This window comes from Kitasatospora sp. NPDC030952 (assembly GCF_055571335.1).
The window spans coordinates 108248-128169 of the sequence record NZ_JBVIFM010000022.1; the positions used below are offsets into that span (position 1 = coordinate 108248).

The following is a 19922-nucleotide window of genomic DNA, read 5'->3' on the forward strand; positions in this document are numbered from 1 at the left end:
GGTGGTAAATGCAACCATCTATGGATGTAGCTTACAACCATCCAGCCGGAATCGGAAACCCGACCACCCGAGCGGCGCCCCGAGCGCGGTCTCAGCCCAGCTCGAACACGCCGTACGAGAAGCCGTCCGCCCGCAGCTCGCCGTCCACCACCCGCACGCCCTGCACCTCCAGCGGCCGCACGGCGCCCCCGTCCGCCAGCCGGAGCGTCCCCGGCTCCCGCCGCGGGTTCACCGCCACCAGGTACCGCCCGGCGCGGGTGTACACCAGCGGGTACCCGGCGTGCCGCACCTCCACCCCGCCCGACGTCCCCAGCCCGGGGTGGGCGCGCCGCAGCGCGATCAGCCGCCGGACGGTGTGCAGCAGCGAGGTCGGGTCGGCGCGCTGGGAGAGCACGTCCGGGCGCCGCGGGTCCGGGTCCAGCGGCAGGTAGTACCGCTCGGGCGCGGCGGTGGAGAACCCGGCCGAGGGGCCCGGCGTCCACTGCATCGGGGTCCGCGAGCCCGCCCGGTTGAAGCGCGGCCCCAGCACGCTGCCCTCGACGTCCGGCAGCCCGGGCAGGTAGCGCATGCCGATCTCGTCGCCGTAGTACACCGCGGGCAGGGTCGGCCAGGTGAGCAGGAAGGCGAAGGCGGGGGCGAGTTGCTCGCCGGAGCGCGGGCCGGTGGCGAGCCGGGAGAAGTCGTGGTTGGCGGTGGGCAGCACGATGTGCCCGTTGCCCTCGGTGAGTTGGGCGGCGGAGCGCCAGGCGTCCAGGAAGGTCTGCGGGGTGCCGCGCCCCTCGGCCTCGAAGTAGCAGGGGCCCTGCTGCCAGAACTCCTCCACCGTCCCGCCGTCGTTGTTCCACAGCGATCGCAGGGGAAGGCCGTGGTCGCCCCCGCCGAAGTGCAGGAAGAAGTCCGCATGGAACCCGGCCGCGACGGCGGCGGCCGGCTCGCCCCACTCGGCGAACAGCGCGGACTCGGGGTGGGTGCGGTCCAGCCAGTCGCGCAGTTCGGTCCAGAGCTTGGCGGTCTCCACCCGGCCGGGGTCGTCCTTGACCAGCGAGTACGCCATGTCGACCCGGAAGCCGGCCACGCCGAGGCCCAGCCAGTGCGCCATGATGTCGCGCAGCGCCGCCCGGTTGGCGCGCGGGCCCTCGGCGTCCACCGGCTGGCGCCATGGCTCTGCCGAACTGCCGCGCGCATAGCCGAAGTTGAGGGCGGGCTGACAGTCGAAGAAGTTCGGCAGGTACCAGCCCGAGCGGCTCCCGGGCGAGGCGACGAAGCCGTCCACCGGGCGGTCCGACCAGATGTAGCGCTGGTCGGACGGGTCCTCGGCGGAGGCCAGGAACCAGGGGTGGCGGTCGGAGGTGTGCCCGGCGACCAGGTCCAGCAGGATCCGGATGCCCTTGCTGCGGGCGGCCTCGACCAGGGCGACCAGGTCCTCGGTGCGACCGTAGCGCGGGGCCGGAGTGAGGTAGTCGGTGATGTCGTACCCGGCGTCGCGGAACGGCGAGGCGAAGCAGGGGTTGAGCCAGACCGTGTCCACCCCCAGCCAGGAGAGGTGGTCGAGGTGCTCGGTGATGCCGGCGAAGTCGCCGATGCCGTCGCCGTCGGAGTCCGCGAAGGACTGCGGGTAGATCTGGTACAGCACGGCGTCGGCCAGCCAGTCGGGGCCGGGGCGGGTCGAGGTCATGGGGTGGATCCTCCTGCCGGGTCCGGGGGCCGCGCGGGCCGAGAGCCGAGGGGCCGGGGGTGAGCCGGGTGCCACCGATTCTCGTCCAATCCCGGCCGCCCCGACAGCCCGCCTCACACCTTCACGGAACCACCGCCGTACCCACGCGACGCTCCACCGGACCCGCCGTGCCGCCCCAACCACCGCGCCGCTCCACCGGACCCCGCCGTGCCTCCCCGACCCACCACGCCGCCCCAACCCGCCGGACGGGCCCTGCCGCGCCCCCCGTTACGGCACCCCGCCACGCCTCCGTTACGGCACCCCCGCCGCGCAGGCCCGGGTGAACACCCGCGCCCGCCGGGTGATCTCCGCCCAGTCCCCCGCCTCCACCACCTCCGGCGGCACCACGTCCGTCCCCGCGCACACCGCGAGCGCCCCCTGCGCCAGGAACTCGGCCGCGTTGCCCGCGTTGACCCCGCCGGAGGCCACCAACGGCACGTCCGGGTACGGGCCGCGCAGGTCCTTGAAGTAGCCGGGGCCGAACGACCGGGCCGGGAAGATCTTGACGGCGGCCGCGCCCAGGTCGACCGCCCGGGCCACCTCGGTCGGTGTGAGCGCCCCCAGCACCACCGGCACCCCGCGGGACCGGCCGGCCGCCGCGACCTCCGGCCGACAGCCCGGGGTGACCAGGAAGGAAGCCCCGGCGTCGATCCCCCGCTCGGCCTGCTCGCCGGTCAGCACCGTCCCGACGCCGACCCGCCAGCCGGCCTCCGAAGCCCGTATCAGATGGTCCGTCACATCCGGTGTGGTGTAGGTGAATTCGGTGAAGCCGATGCCGCCCTCCGCGAGCGCGGCGCACAGCGCGGCGGCGTCCGGGATCCGGGGTGCGCGGACCACCGCGATCACCGGGTCGTTCCACAGCTCGGACAGATCGTTCATGGGGCCAGAGTCCCTCGGTCGGTGCGGCGCAGGGCACGCCCGGGGCGGGCGCCGGTGGTGCGTCCCTGCCGGACGACGGCGGTGCCGTTGACGTACACGTACTCGATCCCCTCGGCGGGCAGCCGGGGTTGCTCGAAGCTGGCGGAGTCCCGGACCCGCTCGGGATCGAGGAGCACCAGGTCGGCGTGGTACCCGGGGGCGATCCGGCCGCGCCGGTCCAGTCCCAGCCGGGCGGCGGGCCGACCGGTCATCTTGGCGACGGCCTGCTCCAGCGTGAGCACCCCCAACTCCCGTCCGTAGTGTCCGAGGTAGCGCGGGAAGGTGCCCCAGGCGCGCGGGTGCGGCCGGGCCCCCACGAGCAGCCCGTCACTGCCGACGGTGTGGGCGCGGTGGCGCATCACCGCCCGGACGTTCTCCTCGTGGCCGACGTGCTGGAGGATGGTGGTGGCCAACTCGTCCCGGAGCAGCAGGTCGAGGAACACCTCCGTCCCGCCGGTCCCCCGCTCGGCGGCGAGTTCGGCGACCGTCCGGCCGACCGTCTCCGCGAGCCGCGCCGAGCGGACGCCGGAGATCTGGACGGTCGCCCAGTCGGCGACCACGCCGTGGCAGCCGTCGCTGCCCTGCTCCTCCATCGCGTACCGGATCCGCTCCCGGGCGGCCGGGTCGGCGAGCCGCGCCAGTGTCGCGCCCGGCCCGCCCTCGGTGGCCCAACTCGGCAGCAGGGCGGCCAGGGTGGTGGATCCGGGTAGGTAGGGGTAGCTGTCCAGGGTGAGGTCGACGCCGTCCGCGAGCGCCCGGTCGACCAGCTCCAGCAGCTCACCGGCCCGGCCGCGGTTGACGCCGAAGTTCATCGTGGCGTGGGTCAGGTGCAGCGCGCAGCCTGACCGCCGGGCGATCTCCACCATCTCCGCGTATCCCTCCAACGCGCCTTTCCCGTAGGAGCGTTGGTGCGGAGCGTGGAAGCCACCGTAGGCCGCCACCACGGTGCACAGCTCGACCAGTTCGGCGGTGTCCGCGTACATGCCGGGGGTGTAGCTGAGGCCGCTGGACATCCCGACCGCCCCGTCCAGCAGGCTCCGCGCCAACACCTGGCACATCCGGTCGAGTTCGGCCGGGCCGGGCGGGCGGTTGTCCCAGCCCATGGCGAGCATCCGCAGCGAGCCGTGCGGTACCAGGTAGCAGGCGTTGACGGCGACCCGGGTGCGGTCGATCCGGTCCAGGTAGCCGGCGACGTCGCGCCAGTCCCAGGCGAAGTCCGCCGGATCGCCGTTCCAGCCCGCCAGTTGGCGGCGCAGCGCGGGCAGGGTGGTGTCGTCCACCGGGGCGTAGGACAGGCCGTCCTGGCCGAGCACCTCGCAGGTGACGCCCTGGGTGACCTTGGCCGGGTGCTCGGGTTCGAGCAGCAGGGCGAGGTCGGAGTGGGCGTGCATGTCGATGAAGCCGGGGGCGAGCACCAGCCCGTCGGCGTCCACCTCCGTGGCCCCGTCGAGGCCCGTACCGATCTCGGCGATCAGCCCGTCGGCGATCCGCACGTCCGCCCGGTAGCGTTCGGCGCCGGTCCCGTCGACGACCGTCGCCGCCTTGAAGACGGTTGCTCTCTCCCCCACCGCCATCAGAAGAACGTCCTGACCAGCCCGGTGACCTTCGGCTCGGCCGCGTCCGCCGAGTCCAGCACCGGAATCGCCGTCCACCTGTCGAAGGCCGTGCACGGGTGCGAGACGCCGAGCCGCAGCACCGCACCGAGCGGTGCGAGGTCGCCCGCGTCACGGAGGAAGGCGTGCTGGTCGTTGAGTGCGGTGATCCGGGCCGCCGTACCGGTCAACGCCGCTCCCCCGCGCACCAGTTGCGGCTCGGGCAGGCCCTCGTCGAACGGCAGGTCGCGCTTTCCCGCGTCCAGCAGCGCCAGTTGGGGCTCCGGCCGGGAGGCCACCCGGGCCCAACCGTGCAGCGCGCCGCGGAAGGGGGCTTCCCCGGCGCCCCGGGCGAGCGGCGAGATACCCCGGTAGAACCCGTCGTCGTGGGCGATGTACGCGCCCGAGCGCAGCACCACCAGCGCCTCCGGCAGCGCGGCCAACTCCTCGACCACCAGGTCGAAGTAGGCGCTGCCGCCGGCCGACACCACCGGCGGCGCGTCGTCCGGGTAGGCCGTGGCGAGCCGCCCGTGCAGCTCGCCGAGCGCCTTGAGGTAGCCGCGTACGGTGGCCAGTCCCTCGGCGGTGGCGTCGTGCGCGAGGGCCCCCTCGTACCCGCCGACCCCGGCGAGCCGCAGGGTGGGGGCGCGCAGGACGGCGGCGGCGATCTCGACGGCCGCGTCCACGCCGCGCGCGCCGGTCCGCCCGCCCGGGCCGCCGAGTTCGATCAGCACCTCGAGCGGCCGTTCGGCCCCGGCGGCGCGCAGCGCCTCGTCCATCTGCCGTACGCCGTCGGCGGAGTCGGTCCAGCAGAGGAAGGCGAAGCCCGGGTCGGCGGCCAGTTCGGCGGCGAGCCAGGCCAGTCCGGCCGGGTCGAGCAGGGTGTTGGCGAGCAGGATCCGCTGGACGCCGAAGGCCCGGGCGACCCGCACCTGCGGCAGGTTGGCGAGGGTGATGCCGTGGCTGCCGGCGGTGAGCTGGGCCTGCCAGAGTTCGGGCGCCATGGTGGTCTTGCCGTGCGGGGTGAGCGCGACGCCCGCCTCGGCGCACCAGCGGGCCATGGTGCGGACGTTGTGGTCGAGCGCGGCGGCGTCGAGGGTGAGCAGCGGGGTGCCGAGGGAGGAGAGGGTGGGCCCGGTGGCGAGCCAGTCGCGGACGGTGTGCCCCCAGCTCTCCGGCGGGGCGGCCTTGAACCGCCAGTCGAGGGTCTCGTCGGCCAGTGCGGCCACCGCCCCCTCGGCGATCCCCGGTCCGGTCGTCCTGCTCGCGAACGTCTGCTTCACCCTGTCCTCCATTCGTGCAAGTTGCAACATGTGCAACGAGGGTTGCACATGCTGCCAGCACGGTTCTAGCATCGGCGCCGGATCACGGTCAACGGAGTCAAACCCACGGCCAGGGGTCGAACCCACCGTCAGGAGTCGACACACCGCCGCCGCAGACGAGGAGCCCAGCAGATGCCGCCACAGGACACCCCGGGGCCGACCCGCCCCGGTCCTCCCCCGACGGCCGTCTGCCTGGGCGAGTCGATGGCCGTCCTGCTGCCCGACCGCCCGGGCCCGCTGGAGGCCGTGGACACCTTCCGACTGTCCGTCGGCGGTGCGGAGTCCAATGTGGCCGGGGCGTTGGCCGGTCTCGGCGTGCCGACCGCCTGGGTCAGCCGGGTCGGCGACGACGGCTTCGGCCGCCGCCTGCTCGCCGAGGTCGCCGCCCGCGGGGTGGACGTCTCCGGGGTCACCGTCGACCCGCACCGCCCGACCGGCCTGTATCTGAAGGAGGTCGGCGGCGCCACCGGACACCGGCACGACCTCGGCCCCGGCCGCAGCCGCCTGCACTACCACCGGCGCGGCTCCGCGGCGGCCGCGCTCTCCCCCGCCCTGCTCACCGACCCGGCCGCCGCCCGGCTGCTGGCGGGCGCCCGGCTGCTCCACCTGTCCGGCATCACCGCCGCGCTCTCCGACGACTGCCTGGCCCTGCTGCGCGCCCTGCTCGCCGACCGCCGCCCCGGACGGCTGGTCAGCTTCGATCTCAACTGGCGCCCCTCGCTCTGGCGGGACCGCGACCCGGCGGTGCTGCCGCCGCTGCTGGACGCCGCCGACCTGCTGCTGCTCGGCGCCGACGAGGCCCAGGCCGCCTTCGGCACCGACGAGCCGGCCGCGCTGCGCCGCCGCTTCCCGTCCCCCGCCACCGTGGTGGTCAAGGACGCCGCCCGGCTGGTCACCGCGCTGGAGCGGGACGGTACGGCGGTCGCCGAACCGGCCCTGGCCGTCGAGGTGGTGGAGGCCACCGGCGCGGGCGACGCCTTCGCGGCCGGCTACCTGGCCGGCACCCTGCACGGCCTGGACCAGCGCCGCCGGCTCAGACTCGGCCACCTGGCCGCGGCCTGCGCCCTGACCGCCCACGGCGACCAGGCCGAACTGCCGCCCACCCCGGTGGTGACCGCCCTGCTCGACGCCTCCCCCGCCGACTGGGCCGCCACCCGGGTCACCGCCGACGACATCGCCTCCCCGGCCCTGCCCGCCTCCCCGGCGCCGCCCGCTTCCCGCGTCCGGCCCGCCGCCCCGGCCCGGGCAGAATGAGCAGCGACCCCAGCCCCCCGACCGGAGCCCGAGCCCGATGAGCCAGACCGTCACCCGCGCCCTGCGCATCCTCGCCCAGCTCGGCGAGGGCGAGCGCTCCCTCGACCAGCTGGCCGAGGTCCTCGGCGTGCACAAGACCACCGTGCTGCGACTGCTCCAGAGCCTGGAGGAGGAGCGGTTCGTCTACCGTGACGCGGCCTACCGCTACCACCTCGGCGCGGGCCTGTTCGCCCTCTCCGGGCTCGCCCTGGAGCAGCGCGGCCTCCGCCGGATCGCCGCCCCGCACCTCGCCGAGCTGAACTCCGCCACCGGCCAGACCGTGCACCTGGCGGCGTACGAGGGCGGCGAGGTGGTCTACATCGACAAGTACGACTCCCGCCACCCGGTCAGGATGTACTCCCGGATCGGCCTGCGCGCGGCCCTGCACAGCGCCGCCGTCTCCAAGGTGCTGCTGGCCGACCTCCCGCTGCCCGAGCGCCGCCGGGTGGTGGCCGGGGTCGACTTCACCCCGCACACCGAACGCACCCTCACCACGCCCGAGGCGCTGCTCGCCGAGCTGGAGAAGGTCGCCGCCCTGGGCTGGGCGCAGGACCACGCCGAGCACGAGGCCTTCATCAACTGCGTGGCCGCCCCGATCCGGGACGCCAGCGGTCGGGTCGTCGCCGCCGCGTCGATCTCCGTCCCGGACGTCGTCCTCCCGTACGAGCAGGTGCTGGACCTTCTCCCGCAGCTGCTCGCCACCGCCCGCGCCATTTCGGCCGACTGCGGTCGCCCCGAGCACAACTGACGACCCGTCACCCACTGCCGCACCCACCGCACACAAGGAACCCCATGGACTCCGACAAGCTCGAGATCCGCACCGACGGCGCCCCGGCCCCCGCCTGGATGTTCTCCCAGGGCGTCCGCAAGGGCCCGATCCTCCAGGTCTCCGGCCAGGGCCCGCAGGACCCGGCCACCGGCGAGTACCTCCACCACGGCGATGTGAAGGCCCAGACCCGCCGCACATTGGAGAACGTCAAGGCCATCGTCGAGGCCGGCGGCGCCACCATCGAGGACGTGGTGATGTTCCGCGTCTACCTCACCAAGCGGGCCGACTTCCCGCTGATGAACGAGGTCTACGCCGAGTTCATCGACGAGAACATCGAGCCGGGCGGGGTGAAGCCCTGCCGCACCACCGTCTTCGTCGAACTGCCGCAGGAGCCGATGCTGGTGGAGATCGACGCCCAGGCCGTCGTCGGCTGACCCGCCGCCACCGCCACCCCGGGGCCCGGACGCCGTCACGCGTCCGGGCCCTCGCCGTACTTGCCACCACCCCCCACGGAGATTAGGTTAGGCTCACCTAACTAACAGGAGGTCCGTCATGAGCCTGCCCACCGGCGACGCCCAGGTGCCCGAGCCCACCACCGCCGACCGGGTCCACAGCCTGCTCAGCGCGACCTCCTCGCTCACCGTCCGCGCCCTCGGCGAGCACCACGACCTGGACACCCCGGTCTCCGTCCACGGCTCCCGGCTTCGCCTGCGCGTCCCGCTGGACGCCCCGCTCACCGCGGCCGCCGCCGGCGCCACCAACGGCCTGGCCGTCGTGCTCGACGTCACCGACGTCTCCCCCGTCGCCGTCCGCGACCGGATCCGCGCCCGGCTCACCCTGGCCGGCCGACTGCACCTGGCCCACCTCGCCGACGACGGCCTCAGCGTCCACCTGCGCGTCGACGTCGCCCACGCCGTCCTCGCCACCCCGTACGGCACCAGCGCGCTCACCGCCGCCGACCTCACCCTCGCCGCCCCCGACCCGCTGGCCCGGCACGAGGCCGCCCTGCTCACCCACCTGGCCGACGACCACGCCGACGCCCTCGACCTGCTCACCCGCCTGCTCGACCCAGTCCTGCTCACCCACCGGCCGGACGTCCGCCCGCTCGCCCTGGACCGCCACGGCCTGGTGCTGCGCCTGGACCACTCGCACGGCCACCGCGACGTCCGTCTGGTCTTCCCCGAACCCGCCGACGACACCGAGGACTTCGGCCACCGGATGCACCAGCTGCTCGGCGCCGCCGAGCACGGCCTGCCCGTCCACCGGAACTGACCCGCCGAAGCCGAACGGGCCGCGGAACCGGAGATCCTCCCGGGAATCACGGGAGTTGACGCGGTGTTCGGCCCGCGCGCACCGCGAAGCCCCGCGAAGCCCCGCGAGGCCCCGCGAGGCCCCGGGAAACGGCGGTGGCCGGCCCGGCCGCACGAGAGCTGTCTCGTACGGCCGGACCGGCCGTGGGCGTGTCCCGCGCCCAGGTCCACTGGTGCGGCGATCACCCGGTCGAGCGGTCACCCGACATGACCATCCCGGGCGGTCGATTCGCCCCGCATCAGCGGTGGTTCACAGTCCTGCGGAAGGGAGCAGGCGGGTCAGAGCGCGACGCCGTGCGCCCGCAGGTAGGCGACCGGGTCGATGTCCGAGCCGTACTCCGGACCGGTGCGGATCTCGAAGTGCAGGTGCGGGCCGGTCACATTGCCGGTCGCGCCGGAGAGGCCGAGCTGCTGGCCGGTGGTGACGGTCTGACCGATCGACACGCCGATCGAGGACAGGTGCGCGTACTGGGCGTACTTGCCGTCGGCGAGCTTGATCTCGACCTCGTTGCCGTAGGCGCCGCCGTTGCCGGCCTTCACCACGACACCGTTGGCGACGGCGCGCAGCGGGGTGCCGGTGGAGGCGATGAAGTCCTGGCCGGTGTGGTGGCCGGAGGCCCACATCGAGCCGGCCACGCCGTAGGCCTCGCCCAGCACCGGGTTGGCCAGCGGGGCCACATAGCCGGAGGTGGCGGCGACCGGGGCGGCGGTGACGGCCTGGGCCGGGGCGGCGGTCTGCACCTGGGTCTGCAGCTGGGCACCCGGCTTGGCGGCCTCGGTCTGGACCTGCGGCTGGGTGTCCGCGGCGGCGGAGGCGTCCTGGGTGGCCGGAGCGGCCGGCTTGGCGGGCTTCGCCGGAGCGGCGGGCTTCGCAGCGTCAGCGGCCTGACCGGCGTGGCCGGCCTGACCGGCCAGGGCGAGCTGCTGGCCCGGGAAGATCAGGTTCGGGTTGGCACCGACGACCGAGCGGTTCTGCTCGTACAGCGCGTGCCAGCCGCCGTCGACGTGCTTGGCGTCGGCGATCTTCGAGAGGGTGTCGCCGCTGACGACGCGGTAGCTCTCCTGACCGGCGGCCGAAGCGCCGGCAACCGAAGCGCCGGTGGCCGAGGCGGCCGGAGCGGCCTCGTGCGAGGCGGCCGAAGCGGTGGCGGCGGCCGGGACGGTGTGCGCCTGGGCGCTCATCGCGGTCACGAGCGGCAGGACGAACGAGGCGCCGGTGACGGCGGTGGCGATGCCGATGCGGGCGGCACGGGGCAGGGCGATACGACGAGCCTGTGCAGGCATGGAATTTTCCTCTCCGACGCCTGCGAGGTGAGCTGTCGGGTTCGGGCTGGAGTTGCCCGGCCGCGCATGCGCGGCTTCACCCCAAGCCGGTCCTGGTCGTCCGCGCCCTGAAAAGGCGCGAACTCCGGTCCGGCGACTTACCTGTGGGTCCCCCGCTCCTGCCGTACAGAGTTCGGTTCGAGCCACCGGGCAGCGGCAGGACTCGGCGTTCCACCCGGTGGATCCGTCCGGGCTGGCCGGGCGGTCGCTGAACTAAAACTCATCCGTTCAGGTGAAGCAATGTCGATCTCTTGAATCCGCAACCACCCCCACCGCCACGGTCACCCTCCGAATGATCCAGCGCACCGTGCGTGCACAATCCATTCACCCGGTGCCACTGATCCACCACCCTGCGCCGACCACCCCACCGCCACGCGACCATTCGCTCACGCACCGCCACCGGCCGACACACCGCCCAGTGACCCTTGTCACGTACACCCCCGTCGGACCAGGATCTGCCCCGTGACCACCTCTCAAGCAGGCACTCTGCGCCTGGGCACCGCGCAGGGTCGCTGGGTTCTCCTGGCAACGGTGCTCGGCTCCAGCATGGCGATGCTCGACGGCACCGTGGTGAACGTCGCCCTGCCCCGGATCGGCGCCGACCTCGGCGCCTCCCTCGCCTCGCTGCAATGGACCCTGAACGCCTATCTGCTCACCCTGGCGGGCCTGATCCTGCTCGGCGGCGCCCTCGGCGACCGCTACGGGCGGCGCCGGGTCTTCCTGATCGGCGTGGTCTGGTTCGCCGCCGCGTCCGCGGCCTGCGCCGCCGCCCCGACCATCCACGTGCTGATCGCCGGCCGCGCCGTCCAGGGCATCGGCGGGGCACTGCTCACCCCGGGCTCGCTCGCCATGCTCCAGGCCGTCTTCCACCCGGACGACCGCTCGGCGGCGGTGGGCCTCTGGTCCGGCCTGGGCGGGGTGTCGGCCGCCGTCGGCCCCTTCCTCGGCGGCTGGCTGGTGGACGGCCCCGGCTGGCGCTGGATCTTCCTGCTGAACCTGCCGCTGGCCGCCGCCGTCATCGCGGTGACCTCCCGTTACGTCCCGGAGAGCCGGGACGAGTCGGCGGCCGGCCGCTTCGACGTGCCCGGCGCGCTGCTCGCCGCGCTCGCCCTCGGCGCGATCACCTACGCGCTCACCGCCGCCGGGGAGGGCCTGTCCCCCGCCGTCTGGGTCACCGGGGCGATCGGCCTGCTGCTGGGCGCCGCCTTCGTGGCCGTCGAGCGGCGCACGCCCGATCCGATGCTGCCGCTCGGGCTGTTCTCCTCCCGGCTGTTCACCGCCGTGAACCTGGTCACCCTCTGCGTCTACGCGGCCTTCAGCGGGGTGTTCTTCCTGCTGGTGGTGCAACTGCAGATCGTCTCGGGCTTCTCCCCCCTGGTCTCCGGCTTCGCGCTGGTGCCGATCACCGTGCTGATGCTGACCCTGTCCGCGCGGGCCGGCCGCCTCGGCAAGCGGATCGGCCCGCGCATCCCGCTCACCGTCGGCCCGCTGCTGTGCGCGGCCGGGGTGCTGCTGATGCTGCGCACCGGCCCGGACTCCTCCTACTGGGCGGACGTGCTGCCCGCGGTGGCGGTGATGGGCTCCGGGATGACCCTGCTGGTCGCGCCGCTGACCGCGACCGTGCTGGCCGCCGTCGAGGTGCGGCACGCCGGCATCGCCAGCGGCGTCAACAACGCCGCCGCCCGCGCGGCGGGCCTGCTCGCGGTGGCCGCGCTGCCCGCGCTGGCCGGGCTGAGCGGCGACGCCTACCGGGTGCCGTCCTCGGTGGACTCCGCCTTCCACACCGCGATGCTGATCTGCGCGGGCCTGCTGGCCGCCGGCGGGCTGATCGCCTTCACCACCATCCGGGGCAATGTGCTCACGCCGGAGGAGGCGCACCCGATGGCCGAGCCGAACTGCGACTGGCCGTGCGCCACCACCACCCCGCCGCTCGACCCGGGCCGCCCCCGGACGCCCGAGGGCCCCGCCACCGGTACGGCGGCGGGGCCCTCGACAGAGAGCTGACGCTACGTCAGAGGATGTCGCCCGGCGCGTACTTGGCCGCCGCCGGGTAGGCCGCCGCGACGGCCTCCACCTGGCGGACGACCTCGGCGACCTGCGCCGCGGCCGCACCGGTGAAGGACAGCCGGTCGGCCAGCAGCGCGTCCAGCGCGGCCCGGTCCAGCGGGATCCGCTCATCGGCGGCGAGGCGGTCCAGCAGCTCGTTCTCCCGGGCGCCCGCGCGCATCGCCAGCGCGGAGGCCACGGCGTGCTCCTTGATGACCTCGTGGCCGGTCTCCCGGCCGACGCCCGCGCGCACCGCGCCCATCAGCACCTTGGTGGTGGCCAGGAACGGCAGGTAGCGGTCCAGCTCGGCCTCGACCACGGCGGGGAAGGCGCCGAACTCGTCCAGGACGGTGAGGAAGGTCTCCAGCAGGCCGTCGAAGGCGAAGAACGCGTCCGGCAGCGCGACCCGGCGCACCACCGAGCAGGAGACGTCGCCCTCGTTCCACTGGTCGCCGGCCAGCTCGCCGGTCATCGACGCGTAGCCGCGCAGGATGACGGCCAGGCCGTTGACGCGCTCGCAGGAGCGGGTGTTCATCTTGTGCGGCATCGCGGAGGAGCCGACCTGGCCCTCCTTGAAGCCCTCCGTCACCAGCTCGTGGCCGGCCATCAGACGGATGGTCTTGGCCAGGCTGGACGGCGCGGCGGCCAGCTGGACGAGGGCGGTGAGCACCTCGAAGTCCAGCGAGCGCGGGTAGACCTGGCCGACGCTGGTGAGCACGTTCTCGAAGCCGAGGTGGCCGGCGACCCGGCGCTCCAGCTCGGCCAGCTTCTCGGTGTCGCCGCCGAGCAGGTCCAGCATGTCCTGGGCGGTGCCGACCGGGCCCTTGATCCCGCGCAGCGGGTAGCGGGCGATCAGCTCCTCCAGCCGCCGGAAGGCGACCAGCAGCTCGTCGGCGATCGACGCGAAGCGCTTGCCCAGGGTGGTGGCCTGCGCGGCCACGTTGTGCGAGCGGCCGGCCATGACCAGCTCGGAGTGCTGGGCGGCCAGGTCGGCCAGGCGCACCAGCACGGCGACCGTACGGTCCCGGACGTGCTCCAGCGACTGGCGGATCTGCAGCTGCTCGACGTTCTCGGTCAGGTCCCGGGAGGTCATCCCCTTGTGGATCTGCTCGTGCCCGGCGAGCTCGCTGAACTCCTCGATCCGGGCCTTCACATCGTGGCGGGTGATCCGCTCACGGGCGGCGATCGAGCCGAGGTCGACCTGGTCGATCACCCGCTCGTAGTCGGCGACGGCGTTCGCCGGCACCTCGACACCGAGGTCCTGCTGGGCCTTCAGGACGGCGAGCCACAGGTGGCGCTCGAGGACCACCTTGTGCTCGGGGGACCACAGCTGGGCCAGGGTCGCCGAGGCGTACCGGGAGGCCAGGACATTGGGGATCTGGGGCTTCGCGCTCACGCTTCGCAAGCCTAACAGCCGAGGTCACGCCGAACGTCGGCGGATGGGGTCGCCCGGCTCCCGCCCGCCGATGTGCCACAACCCGCCGATCCGCCACAACCCACCGGTGCACTCACGGCCCGCCGATGCACCCACGAGCGCAGCCGCCGGTGCACCCGCGAGCGCACCGGCGGGGCGGCCGCTACTGCTGCGCGACGCCCGTCCGGCCGGCCAGCACCGGGAGGACCTGCCCGCAGATCGAGTGCAGGGCGATCCGCTGCTCGTCGGTCATCGCCTCGAAGGCCTGGTGGGTGCGGGCCATCTCGCCGCGGATGCGGTTGAGGATCTCCCGGCCCTCGTCCGTGATCACCACGATCTTCACCCTGCGGTCGCCGGCGGCCGCCTCCCGGTTGGCGAGGCCCAGCGTCTCCAGCCGGTCCACGATCCCGGTCACGTTCGACGCGTCGCAGCCCAGGCGCCCGGCCAGTGCCCGCATCGGCACCGGTTCCTGCACCGAGCCCAGCGCCTTGGCCTGGGAGGAGGACAGCCCGTGCCGGGCCGCGGCCGCCGCGAAGTCCTGGAAGTACGCGGCGCCGACGGCGGCCAACGCCTCCATCAGCTCGGCGTTGGTCGGTACGGTCGTCGTCGAGGTCGAACCCATGGGGTCAGCGTACGGCCGAGTGCTTCAGTAACTCAAGCTTTGACCACGGCAACCGTCGGCGAGCCGCCTCACACGTCCATCGATCGGGGGAAGGTCAGAGCACCAGCTGGTCGAACAGCCGCCGCAGCTCCGCCTCCGGGTCCGCGGTCAGCCCGGTGTGCACCGGCCCCGGCTGGACGATCGCGCTGCGCGGCGCGGTCAGCCAGCGGAACCGCTGCCCGGGGCTGTCCGAAGCGGCCGGACCGGCGGCCGGGCCACCCAGGCAGACCGCCTCGATCCCCTGCAGCGCCCGCCGCACCCCCTGCACGTCCGCCACCGGGTCCAGCGCCAGCAGCCGGGCCTGGTCCAGGTGGGTGCGCGCGGCCAGGTGGGCGTTCTGCCGGCAGTACAGCAGCACCCCGACGTTCACGCACTCACCCCGCTCCACCCGCGGCACCGCCCGGATCACGGCGTACTCGTAGTCGTGCAGCTCCACGACGGCCGGCAGCGCGGCCGACAGCGGCTCGGTCATGCGGGCACCTCCGGCAGCCAGTCACGCGGACCGGCCAGTCGCTCGGTCAGCTGGGAGCGGTACGCGGCGCGCACGTCCTCGGGCGAGTCGAATCCGAACTCGTCCATCAGCCACACCTCGGGGATCTGCGCCACCGCCGCCTCGACCGCCGCCTCCGCGAGCGGCGCGAGCGCCTTGTCCGCCGCCGCCAGATCCGGCCGGGCCCGCAGCAGCGCATGGTCGGACGCGTCGTACGGGCGGCGCACCCAGGCGGCGGCGCCGGCCCAGTTGTGGTGGAAGATCAGGCTCGCGCCGTGGTCGATCAGCCGCAGCCCGCCGGTGGCCACCAGCAGGTTGGGGTTGCGCCAGGACCGGTCGACGTTGCCGATCAGCGCGTCGAACCAGAGCACCTGCCCGGCCAGTTCGGGGTCCACGTCGAAGCAGAGCGGGTCGAAGTTGAGCGCGCCGCTGACGAAGGCCATCCCGAGGTTGGTCCCGCCGCTGGCCCGCATCTGGTCCTGCACCTGGTGGTCCGGCTCGCTGCGCGCCAGCACCGGATCCAGGTCGATCGTCACCAGCTCCGGCACCGGCAGCCCGAGCCGCCGGCCCAGTTCCCCGGCCAGCACCTCCGCCACCAGGGCCTTGCGGCCCTGCGCCGCGCCGACCCATTTCAGCGCGTACAGCCGCCGGTCGTCGGCCTCGACCAGGCCCGGCATCGAGCCGCCTTCTCGCAGTGGCGTCACATACCGGACCGCCGTCACCTCGGGGAGCACGCCCGACAGCCTATCGGTGCCCCTCCCCCTCCGTACGTCCCCGCCCCACGCCCCACCCGTCCCCTTTCCCCCTCCTCCCCCCTCCGCCCCACCCCGGTGGCAGCCCCCGCTGCTCCGTGCGAGTGTGGCGGACAGTAATGGGGGCCTTCCGGTACGACCTGTACGGCAAAGGGATGAGCGATGGAACGACCTCGGATCCTGATCGTGGGCGGCGGCTTCGCAGGCCTGGAGTGCGCCCGCCGCCTCGAACGCAAGCTCTCGCCGTCGGAGGCCGAGATCACGCTGGTCACGCCGTTCAGCTACCAGCTCTACCTCCCCCTCCTCCCGCACGTCGCCGCCGGCGTCCTCACCCCCCAGTCCGTCGCGGTCTCGCTGCGCCGGAGCCTGCGCCGCACCCACATCGTCCCGGGCGGCGCCATCGGCGTGGACCCGGCCTCCCGGGTGTGCGTCGTCCGCAAGATCACCGACGAGGTGGTCGCGCAGAAGTACGACGTCCTGGTGCTCGCCCCCGGCAGCGTCACCCGCACCTTCGACATCCCCGGGCTCACCGACTACGCCCGCGGCATGAAGACGCTCGCCGAGGCGGCCTACGTCCGCGACCACGTGATCGCCCAACTCGACCTCGCCTCGGCCACCTTGGACCAGCGCGAGCGCGAGTCCCGGCTGCAGTTCGTGGTCGTCGGCGGCGGCTACGCGGGCACCGAGACGGCCGCCTGCCTGCAGCGCCTGACCACCGCCGCCGCCCGCCGCTACCCCCGGCTGGACGCCCGCCAGATCAAGTGGCACCTGATCGACATCGCCCCCAAGCTGATGCCCGAGCTCGGCGACGCTCTCGGCACGGCCGCCCTGGAGGTGCTGCGCGACCGCGGCATCGACGTGTCGCTGGGTGTCTCGGTGGCCGAAGTCGGCGCGGAGTCGGTCAAGTTCACCGACGGCCGGGTGCTCCCCTGCCGCACCCTGATCTGGACCGCCGGCGTGGCCGCGAGCCCGCTGATCGGCACCCTGGACGCGGAGACGGTCCGCGGCCGGCTGGTGGTGACGGCCGAGATGCGGGTGCCGCAGTTCGAGGGCGTGTTCGCGCTCGGTGACGCGGCCGCCGTCCCCGACCTGGCCAAGGGAGACGGCGCGGTCTGCCCGCCGACCGCCCAGCACTCGGCCCGCCAGGGCCGCGCGGTGGCCGACAACGTGATCGCCTCGCTCCGCAACCAGCCCCTGGAGCCCTACTACCACAAGGACTTGGGCCTGGTGGTCGACCTCGGCGGCAAGGACGCGGTGTCCAAGCCGGTCGGCGTCGAATTGCGCGGCGTGCCGGCCCAGTTGGTGGCCCGCGGCTACCACCTGATGGCGATGCGCACCAATGTGGCGAAGTTCCGGGTGGGCGCGAACTGGCTGCTCAACGCGACCGCCGGGGACGACTTCGTCCGCACCGGCTTCCTGGCCCGCCAGCCCGCCCGACTGCAGGACTTCGAGTACACCGACGCATACCTGACGAAGGATCAGGTACGAGCCCACGCCCAGTCCCTGCTCGCCAAGGGCTGACCCAACGGCCGACCCCGAGCCCGAAGCCCGCCCCGAACCGCCCCGCCGCCCCTCGCCCACCCGGGCGGAGGGGCGGCGGCACGTCCGCCTCACTCCGCCGTCAGGTACATCCCGCTCGCGTCCCGCCCGGCCGTGTTGTTGCACGCGAAGTTGCCCGTCGGCCGCGCCCACAGCCGGCTCAGGCAGGCGCCGAGCGCCTGCTGCCCGTAGTAGTTGGGGTGCATCGACTCCTGCAGCACGCCCTGGGTGGTGTTGAGCCCGCCGTCCAGGAAGCGCGCCCACTCGCTGGTGGTCGCGGACGGGCCGGAGCCCGCGGTCGGCTGCTGTGCGGAGGTGGAGCACACCTCGCGGCCCTGCAGCATGTTGGAGAGGTCCAGGAACTGCGCCCCCTTGGACGCCGCCACTCCGGCCAGCGCCTTGGAGATCTGCGGCACCATCGAGTCGCGCGCCCAGTCCGCGTCGCCGTCCCAGAACGGGCAGCCGCCGGTGTCCGAGCGGCTCCAGCCGCTCTCCGGGTAGCGCATCTCGGCGCTGCGCGGGATCGGCGAGGGGTACGACTGGAGCACCAGCCGGTAGTCGGACGGCGCGTAGCCCGCGTTGGCCATGACGGCCCGGATCTCGTCGATCGCCTTGCCGACCCCGGCCATCGCGGCGGGCATCTTCGAGTCGATCGCCGACTGCTGCGAGTTGTGGCAGTAGGAGTACCAGACCAGGTAGTCCTGGACGCAGTTGGAGATGACGCTGGAGAAGCCGAGGTCGTTGCCGCCGATCGACAGCGTGATCAGCTTGACGTTGTTCTGGGCCGCCACGGTGGCGAGTTGGTCGGCCTGCGGGGCCTCGCCCTTGAGGGGCTGCCCGCCGTTGGAGGCGCGGAAGACGTTGCCGGTGACGGCGCCCGAGCAGGCCAGGTTGATCTGCTTCTGCGCGACACCCTGGGCGCCGAGCACCTCGGCGACGTCGGAGCGGTCGCACCCGCTCGCCGCCGTCGGACCGTAGACCACCGAGGGGTCGTACGAACTGCCGTTCCAGGCCCGGTCGGTGCCGCTCCGGTTCCCGCTGGAGTCGGCCGAGTTGCCCTTCCAGCGGCCGGCCTCGCCGGAGATGTAGCTGTCGCCGAGGGCGACGCTGGCGGTCGGCCCGCTGGGTGCGGTGGCCGGGGCCGCCGAGGCGGGGGCGGCGAGGGCCAGTCCGGCCAGGGTCAGCGGCAGGGCGGCGGCTGCGGTGAGCAGCCGTCGGCCGAGTCGAGGGGTGCTGCGGGTGATGCTCGAACCGTTTTCGGGCACGGCGGAACTCCTGCGGCTCGGTCTCCCCGCGGTATGGGGACGGGAAGACGCGTAGGTGAGGGAAGGCCGCCGGCCGGTGGCGCAAGGAAGATGACATGGCCGTGCCGGTCACCGCTAGGTACGTGCAGCAGGTTTCCCGCTTTGTTACCGACGGGTTCAGACCAGCCTGGTGTCGCCGCCGCCCGTTCCCAGGACCGCCGCCAGGTCGTCGGCCAGCTCCGTTGCGCCCGCCGGGTCGAGGCACGCGACGGTGAACCGCAGCCCGGGCGGCGACTGGATCCGGAACCGCGCCCCGGGCGCCGCCACCCAGCCGCGCTGCACCAGCGCCGCCAGCGCCGAGGTCTCGTCCGGCACCGGCACCCAGACGTTCAGCCCGCTCGCCCCGTGCGCCTCGATGCCGCGCGCCGCCAGCTCCGTGAGCAGCGCCTCCCGGCGCGCCCGGTAGGCGGCGGCCACGCTCGCGGCCGGCGCCGCGTCGGCCCGCCAGAGTTCGGCGACGGCGCGCTGCAGCAGGTGGCTGACCCAGCCCGCGCCGAGCCGCAGCCGCCCGGCGACCCGGCCGACCGTCTCCTCGTCGCCGACCATCACCGCCACCCGCAGGTCCGGCCCGTAGGCCTTGGCCGCCGAGCGCACCACCGCCCAGTGCCGTGAGCCGGCCCCGACCAGCGGCCGGTACGGCTGGTCGACCATGCCGTGCCCGTGGTCGTCCTCGATCAGCAGCACCCCGGGGTGCTCGGCCAGCACCGCCCGCAGTTCCGCCGCCCGGGCCTCGCCGACCGCCGCGCCGGTCGGGTTCTGCGCCCGGCTGGTCACCACGACCGCGCGGGCGCCCTGGGCCAGCGCCGCGGCCAGCGAGTCCGGCAGCAGTCCCTCGTCGTCCAGCCGGACCGGCAGGGGCCGCAGGCCCATCGCGGGCAGCAGGTCGAGCAGGCTGCCCCAGCCCGGGTCCTCGACGGCCACCGGGTCGCCGGGGCGCAGCCAGGCCCCGAGGGTGCGCTCGACGGCGTCCAGGGCGCCGGAGGCGACGGCGATCGGGCCGCCGGGCAGTCCGTCGGCCTCGAAGGAGGCGCGGGCGAGTGGGAGCAGGCCGGGGTCGGTGCGCGGGTGCCCGTAGAGCACGGGTTCGGCCCGGGCGGCCTCGGCGGCGGCCGTCAGGGCCGGGGCGAGGTCGGGCAGCAGCGCCGGGTCGGGGTTGCCGCTGGACAGGTCGCGGGCCCGGGCGGGGACGGGGATGCGGATCTGGTCGCGCGGGGTGAGCGCGGGCCTGGGGAGGATCCGGCTGCCCTTGCGCCCGGCCGTCTCGATCACGCCGCGGTCGCGCAGCAGCCGGTAGGCGGCGGCCACGGTGTTGGGGTTGACGCCGAGTTCCGTCGCGAGTTCGCGCAGCGGGGGCAGCGCGGTTCCGGGGGCGAGCCGCCCGCTGCTCACGCCCTGTTCGATGTGGGCCGCGATTTCGCTGGCGCGTCGCCCTGTCAGCGGATAGTCTCCTAGCACAAAGTAGATTATGCACTAGT

General features: G+C 74.0%; 17 protein-coding genes and 1 riboswitch. Of the genes, 6 read left to right on the forward strand and 11 right to left on the reverse strand.

Features of this window, described 5'->3' with window-relative positions; translation table 11 throughout:
• Nucleotides 1-91: 91 nt before the first annotated feature.
• The 4 genes from ACZ47G_RS30975 to ACZ47G_RS30990 form a co-directional block, all read right to left on the reverse strand.
• A complete protein-coding gene (locus ACZ47G_RS30975) occupies nt 92-1675 on the reverse strand; it encodes an alpha-amylase family glycosyl hydrolase (RefSeq protein ID WP_465748331.1) in 1584 nt (527 codons plus the stop codon).
• A 291-nt stretch (nt 1676-1966) separates the two neighbouring features.
• Nucleotides 1967-2593 (reverse strand): bifunctional 4-hydroxy-2-oxoglutarate aldolase/2-dehydro-3-deoxy-phosphogluconate aldolase, encoded by a 627-nt coding sequence (locus ACZ47G_RS30980; protein ID WP_465748333.1) that lies wholly within the window; start codon nt 2591-2593, stop codon nt 1967-1969.
• Nucleotides 2590-4200 (reverse strand): N-acyl-D-amino-acid deacylase family protein, encoded by a 1611-nt coding sequence (locus tag ACZ47G_RS30985; protein WP_465748335.1) that lies wholly within the window; start codon nt 4198-4200, stop codon nt 2590-2592. The genes ACZ47G_RS30980 and ACZ47G_RS30985 overlap by 4 nt, the downstream gene beginning before the upstream one ends.
• Nucleotides 4201-4205: 5 nt before the next feature.
• Nucleotides 4206-5507, reverse strand: coding sequence for an alanine racemase (locus ACZ47G_RS30990; RefSeq protein ID WP_465748337.1), 1302 nt, complete (start codon nt 5505-5507; stop codon nt 4206-4208).
• 171 nt (nt 5508-5678) lie between these two features.
• Between ACZ47G_RS30990 and ACZ47G_RS30995 the strand changes: the two genes are divergently transcribed.
• The 4 genes from ACZ47G_RS30995 to ACZ47G_RS31010 all read left to right on the forward strand — a co-directional run bounded on the left by ACZ47G_RS30995 (nt 5679) and on the right by ACZ47G_RS31010 (nt 8880).
• Complete coding sequence (locus tag ACZ47G_RS30995) at nt 5679-6800, forward strand: sugar kinase (protein ID WP_465748339.1); 1122 nt, start codon at nt 5679-5681, stop codon at nt 6798-6800.
• Nucleotides 6801-6837: 37 nt separating this feature from the next.
• Nucleotides 6838-7587 carry an IclR family transcriptional regulator gene (locus tag ACZ47G_RS31000; RefSeq protein ID WP_380456887.1) on the forward strand — a complete coding sequence of 250 codons (750 nt, stop codon included), beginning with the start codon at nt 6838-6840 and terminating at the stop codon, nt 7585-7587.
• Between the two features lie 44 nt (nt 7588-7631).
• Nucleotides 7632-8042 carry a RidA family protein gene (locus tag ACZ47G_RS31005; protein ID WP_465748341.1) on the forward strand — a complete coding sequence of 137 codons (411 nt, stop codon included), beginning with the start codon at nt 7632-7634 and terminating at the stop codon, nt 8040-8042.
• Nucleotides 8043-8160: 118 nt separating this feature from the next.
• The gene (locus ACZ47G_RS31010; protein WP_465748343.1) at nt 8161-8880 is read left to right on the forward strand and encodes a DUF2470 domain-containing protein; all 720 of its coding nucleotides are present in this window, start codon (nt 8161-8163) and stop codon (nt 8878-8880) included.
• A 317-nt stretch (nt 8881-9197) separates the two neighbouring features.
• Here the strand turns inward: ACZ47G_RS31010 and ACZ47G_RS31015 are convergent, their stop codons facing one another.
• Nucleotides 9198-10202 carry a M23 family metallopeptidase gene (locus ACZ47G_RS31015; protein WP_465748345.1) on the reverse strand — a complete coding sequence of 335 codons (1005 nt, stop codon included), beginning with the start codon at nt 10200-10202 and terminating at the stop codon, nt 9198-9200.
• A gap of 2 nt (nt 10203-10204) precedes the next feature.
• A riboswitch (cyclic di-AMP (ydaO/yuaA leader) is annotated at nt 10205-10390 on the reverse strand.
• 313 nt (nt 10391-10703) lie between these two features.
• Between ACZ47G_RS31015 and ACZ47G_RS31020 the strand changes: the two genes are divergently transcribed.
• Nucleotides 10704-12245 (forward strand): MFS transporter, encoded by a 1542-nt coding sequence (locus ACZ47G_RS31020; RefSeq protein ID WP_465748347.1) that lies wholly within the window; start codon nt 10704-10706, stop codon nt 12243-12245.
• Between the two features lie 7 nt (nt 12246-12252).
• On the opposite strand, the gene purB is transcribed toward ACZ47G_RS31020, so the two are convergent.
• From purB to ACZ47G_RS31040, 4 genes are all read right to left on the reverse strand, one after another.
• Nucleotides 12253-13692, reverse strand: a complete 1440-nt coding sequence (gene purB / locus ACZ47G_RS31025) for an adenylosuccinate lyase (RefSeq protein WP_465748349.1) — start codon at nt 13690-13692, stop codon at nt 12253-12255.
• A gap of 172 nt (nt 13693-13864) precedes the next feature.
• Nucleotides 13865-14323 (reverse strand): MarR family winged helix-turn-helix transcriptional regulator, encoded by a 459-nt coding sequence (locus tag ACZ47G_RS31030; RefSeq protein ID WP_380456877.1) that lies wholly within the window; start codon nt 14321-14323, stop codon nt 13865-13867.
• A 94-nt stretch (nt 14324-14417) separates the two neighbouring features.
• Nucleotides 14418-14834, reverse strand: a complete 417-nt coding sequence (locus tag ACZ47G_RS31035; protein WP_465748352.1) for a DUF3037 domain-containing protein — start codon at nt 14832-14834, stop codon at nt 14418-14420.
• Nucleotides 14831-15586, reverse strand: a complete 756-nt coding sequence (locus tag ACZ47G_RS31040; protein WP_465748354.1) for a HipA family kinase — start codon at nt 15584-15586, stop codon at nt 14831-14833. Before ACZ47G_RS31040 ends, ACZ47G_RS31035 begins: the two co-directional genes overlap by 4 nt.
• 180 nt (nt 15587-15766) lie before the next feature.
• Here ACZ47G_RS31040 and ACZ47G_RS31045 point away from each other — a divergent pair, with 180 nt between their 5' ends.
• Entirely contained in the window at nt 15767-17125 is a 1359-nt protein-coding gene (locus tag ACZ47G_RS31045) for an NAD(P)/FAD-dependent oxidoreductase (protein ID WP_380456871.1), read from the forward strand.
• A gap of 89 nt (nt 17126-17214) precedes the next feature.
• Here the strand turns inward: ACZ47G_RS31045 and ACZ47G_RS31050 are convergent, their stop codons facing one another.
• On the reverse strand, nt 17215-18408 hold the full coding sequence (locus ACZ47G_RS31050; protein ID WP_465748356.1) for a GDSL-type esterase/lipase family protein: 1194 nt from the start codon (nt 18406-18408) through the stop codon (nt 17215-17217).
• 156 nt (nt 18409-18564) lie between these two features.
• Nucleotides 18565-19902, reverse strand: a complete 1338-nt coding sequence (locus tag ACZ47G_RS31055) for an aminotransferase class I/II-fold pyridoxal phosphate-dependent enzyme (protein WP_465748358.1) — start codon at nt 19900-19902, stop codon at nt 18565-18567.
• Nucleotides 19903-19922: the final 20 nt, after the last annotated feature.